Source organism: Rhodococcus sp. R1101 (assembly GCF_000278445.1).
In the GTDB taxonomy this organism is placed as follows: domain Bacteria; phylum Actinomycetota; class Actinomycetes; order Mycobacteriales; family Mycobacteriaceae; genus Rhodococcus; species Rhodococcus gordoniae.
In genome coordinates, this window is the sequence record NZ_AJVB01000311.1 from 1 (window position 1) to 4,415 (window position 4,415).

Sequence of the window (4,415 nt, forward strand, 5' to 3'; positions counted from 1 at the left end):
GCGACGACTCGGCGGTGCCGGACCCGGCGGAACCCTGACCACACATGTTGTCAGAGTAGGATTCGGCGGGCATGCGGTCAACGACAGGAAGAAACAGAGTGGACACCACGCACCGCAGCTGGGCGGGCGTCGGCATCGGCGAACGCCGTCGGCTGCGCAGGGAACGTCTCCTCGCGGTGGGTGTCGAACTGCTCGGAGCGCCGGACGGCGCGGCAGCGAACGTTCGGGCCGTGTGCCGTGCCGCCGAACTCACCGAACGGTATTTCTACGAGAGCTTCACCGACCGCGACACCTTCGTCCGCGACGTCTACGCCCACGTGGCCGACCGCGCCCACGACGCACTGACCGACGCTCTGATCTCGGCGCAGGCCACCGGGCGGGCCGAGGCCGCTGTGCGGGCGTTCGTGGAACTCATGGTCGACGATCCCGCGAAGGGACGCGTTCTCCTCCTCGCCCCGCTGCGCGAACCCGCGATCGGCCGGCGCGGCATCGAGCTTGCACCGACCTTCGTCGCACTCGTGCGCGACCAGCTGCCTCCGGGCGGCGACGACGGTCATCGTCACATGGTCGCCGTAGGGGTCGTCGGGGCCCTCACCAGCCTGTTCATGGGGTACCTCGAAGGAGATCTCGCGGTCTCGCGCGAGGCCCTCGTCCGGCACTGCGTCGCGCTCGTCGAACAGGGCGGTCGGGCGGGATGCCTGCAGGACGATCAGGCGGCAGAACCGCCCGGGCGCGGCTGACATCGCGGGCACCGGTAGACCACCCGTTCGGGGTCGGTCGCGGTGCCGATCTCTCCGGACCGGATCGGGGTCCGGCAGCGCCGGCACGGCTTCCCCCGACGCCCGTAGACCCACAGAGTGCGACCGGGACGCCGGTCGCCGGTGGTGATGCGCGTTGTCCGGTCGCGGTTGGCGACCAGCAGCCTGTGCGCGAGGTCGACCCACGCCGCCGGATCGCCGGCCAGCGCGACCGGCGTCCACGGATCGACGCCCCGCAGGAAGCACAGTTCGGAGCGGTACACGTTGCCGACGCCCGCCATGATGCGCTGATCGAGCAGGGCCACCCCGATCGGTCGATCGGGGTCGCGCGAGAGATTCGCCGCCGCGCGCTCGGGATCCCAGCCGGGACCGAGCAGATCGGGTCCGAGATGCCCCACGGCGTCGTCCTCCCGGTCGCGGGCGAGTACCTCGACGATGCCGAGTTCGAACCCCACCGCCTGTGCGTCCTCGGTGCCGAGCACGATGCGGGCCTTGTATCCGGGCTTGCGCCAACGAGTTCCACGCGGGTACACGTGCCATTCGCCCTCCATCTTCAGATGGGAATGGATCGAGACGTCGGCGACCCGGATCAGCAGGTGCTTACCGCGGGAAAGGACCTCGTCGACCGTGTGCCCGGTGAAATCGGCGGTGGCGAAACGCGGCACACGGAAGTCCGTCTCCGTGAGCACCTGTCCTTCCAGAGCGGTCCGGAGGCGGTGCGCGGCGCGGAACACGGTGTCCCCCTCGGGCACGTCAGAACCTCAGCCGGTAACCGCGCGGCGTCGCCGAGAATCCCGCCTCGGCAAGATATCCGGCGAACTCGTGCCCGTGGATCGACTCACCGTCGACCTTCTCGACGACGATCCTGTCGACACCTCCCCGTTTGACGGTCGCGGCGAGGGACGCGCACGCGGTGCGCAACCGGCCCGGATCGTCGTCGAAGGTGAGCAGGGTGCGACCCCCTCGTTCGACGAACAGCACGAGCGCACCGTCGGCGAGCACCACGAGACCACCGGCCTTGCGGCCCGGCCGGTGCCGCGGGGCGTCGTCGTCGGCGGACGACGACGGCCACGGGAGTGCCGCGCCGTAGGGATTGGCCGGATCGCAGGCCGCGAGTGTGACGGCCGCGGTCTCCGAGTGCCGGCCCTCGATCGAATCCGAGAACGAACGCAGGCGGTCGACGACCGACGGCGTCGAGAACTGGGCCCCGCCGAGCGAGTCGACGAAATAGCCCCGTCGGCACCGGCCCGTCTCCTCGAAGCGGCTGAGCACCTTGTACATCGTCGCGAAACCGCCGGGTACTCCCTCGCCGACGACGACGCCGCGGGTGACCACGCCGTACCGCTCGAGCAGCAGTTCGGCGGTGGCGTGCGCGCGGACCGTCGCGTCGGTCTCGCGGTCCGGCACCATCGACCAGCGCCCGCTCACCGTCGGCGGTCCGGTACGGCTCGGCAGCGTGGGCCGTGCCCGGTACATCCGGGCCCGCGGTGCCCGGCGCGGGGTGCGGTGGGCGGGCTTGGCACGGGAGGTGTCGCCGATCAGGGCACGCAGCGGGGCGAGGGTGTCGCCTGTGACGTGCCCGCTCCACACCAGCTCCCACAGCGCGTCGGCAACCGTTGTGTCGCTCGCCGTGGTGTGGAGTGCGGTGACCGCGTCGGCAAGTTGCCGGAAGAAGTAGGCACCCCCGCCGGACAGCGAGTCGAGGATCGCCTGATGCACCGTACCGAGTTCGATGTCGTCGACCGGTGCCAGGCTCACCGGCGCCAGATCGGCCGGATGCAACGCCACCCAGCCGTCCTTCCCCGAGATCGATCCGGCCCCCGACCACAGGACCTCGCCGGTCGTGGTGAGCTCGTCGAGCATCGTCGGTGTGTAGTCCCGCACTCGGGGAACAAGGATCAGCGGTTCGAGGGCGCTCGCAGGCACCGGCACGCCGGCGAGTTGTTCGACGACGGTGAGAACACCGTCGAGGCCGTAGAGCGCACTCGTACCCGGCCCGGTACCGAGGTGATGCCAGTCGGGGAGGAACCGTCCCAGAGTCGTGGTGCTGACCGGCTCGACGTCCTGCCGGGCGGCTGCCAGCGACCGGCGCCGCAACCTCCGCAACACCTCGGTGTCGCACCATTCCGATCCGGTTGCTCCCGGACGGAATTCGCCTGCAGTGACGCGCTTCTCGGCGGCGAGACGGTCGAGGACGGACTCGACGACCGCCGTGCCCAGCCCGAACCGGGCGGCGGCCTGCGCGGTGGTGAACGGGCCGTGGGTGCGGGCGTGCCGGGCGATCAGATCGCCGAGCGGATCGGAGACCGGCTCGACGAAGGCGGTCGGCACCCCGATCGGCAGAGGGACACCCAGCGCGTCGCGCAGACGGGAGGCGTCCTCGATCGCCGCCCACCGGTGCTCACCCGCATACGACACGCGCAGTGCGCGTCGCTGTGCCACGAGGTCGTCGATCCACGCGCTCGGATCGTCGGTGGTGCGCTCGCGCAGTTCGGTGTCGGTGAGCGGGCCGAGCAGCCTCAGCAGGTCGGCGACACCCTCGGCATCGCGTGCGCGTCGCTCCGGAGTCAGCCGTTGCAGTTCGTGTTCGGCCTCGGTGATGACGTCGGCGTCGAGCAGTTCGCGCAACTCCACCCGGCCGAGCAGTTCGGCGAGCAGCGTCGAGTCGAGCGACAGCGCCGCGGCCCGGCGCTCGGCGAGTGGACTGTCGCCCTCGTAGAGGAACTCGCCGACGTAGGAGAACAGCAGTGATGTCGCGAACGGTGAGGCCGTCGGAGTCTCCACCTCCACCAGACGGAGTTTGCGCTGGGCGATGCTGCCGAGCAGGTCGCGAAGAGCGGGCAGGTCGTAGACGTCCTGCAGGCACTCCCGGACCGTCTCGAGCAGGATCGGGAAGTCCGGATAACGGCGAGCGACGTCGAGCAACTGTGCGGAGCGTTGACGCTGCTGCCACAGCGGGGCGCGCTTGCCGGGATTTCGGCGGGGCAGCAGCAGTGCCCGCGCCGCGCATTCCCGGAAGCGGGAGGCGAACAGTGCCGAACCGCCGACCTGTTCGGTGACGATGTCGTCGATCTCGTCGGTGTCGAAGACGAAGATCTCCGAGCCCGGTGGGGCATCGTCGGTATCGGGCAGGCGGACGATGATGCCGTCGTCGGACGCGGTGGGATGCGATTCGACACCGTAGCGCTCGATCAGACGTGCCCCCACCGCAAGGGCCCACGGCGCGTGTACCCGTAAACCGAACGGTGAGTGCAATACCAGACGCCAGTCACCGAGCTCGTCGCGGAACCGTTCGACGACGAGCGTGCGGTCGGTGGGCAGGTGCCCGGTGGCCGTGCGCTGCTCGTCGAGCAACCGGATCAGATTGCCCGTCGCATAGTCGTCGAGACCGCCCTTGCGACAGCGGGCCTCGGCATCCTCCAGTGAGGCGTGCCCCATCTCGCGCAGGAATGCGCCGAGCGCGGCGCCGAGTTCGGCGGGGCGCCCCTGACTGTCGCCGTGCCAGAACGGCAATCGGCCGGGCCGGCCGTAAGCGGGGGAGACCAGCACCCGGTCGAAGGTGATCTCCTCGATCCGCCAGCTCGTCGCGCCGAGCGCGAAGACGTCGCCCACCCGCGACTCGTAGACCATCTCCTCGTCGAGTTCGCCCACGCGCGT

General features: G+C 70.3%; 3 protein-coding genes. 1 reads left to right on the forward strand and 2 read right to left on the reverse strand.

Features of this window, described 5'->3' with window-relative positions:
• Positions 1–98 precede the first annotated feature (98 nt).
• Positions 99–740: a hypothetical protein gene (locus R1101_RS0116680; protein WP_016934514.1), complete on the forward strand. Its 642-nt coding sequence runs from the start codon at positions 99–101 to the stop codon at positions 738–740.
• On the opposite strand, the gene R1101_RS0116685 is transcribed toward R1101_RS0116680, so the two are convergent.
• Together R1101_RS0116685 and R1101_RS0116690 are read right to left on the reverse strand one after the other, a co-directional pair.
• Complete coding sequence (locus R1101_RS0116685; protein ID WP_016934515.1) at positions 710–1,510, reverse strand: DNA-formamidopyrimidine glycosylase family protein; 801 nt, start codon at positions 1,508–1,510, stop codon at positions 710–712. The two genes, R1101_RS0116680 and R1101_RS0116685, sit on opposite strands and share 31 nt — an antisense overlap.
• A 1-nt stretch (position 1,511) precedes the next feature.
• On the reverse strand, positions 1,512–4,415 hold a 2,904-nt coding region (locus R1101_RS0116690; protein WP_026003372.1), incomplete at its 5' end, for an Lhr family ATP-dependent helicase.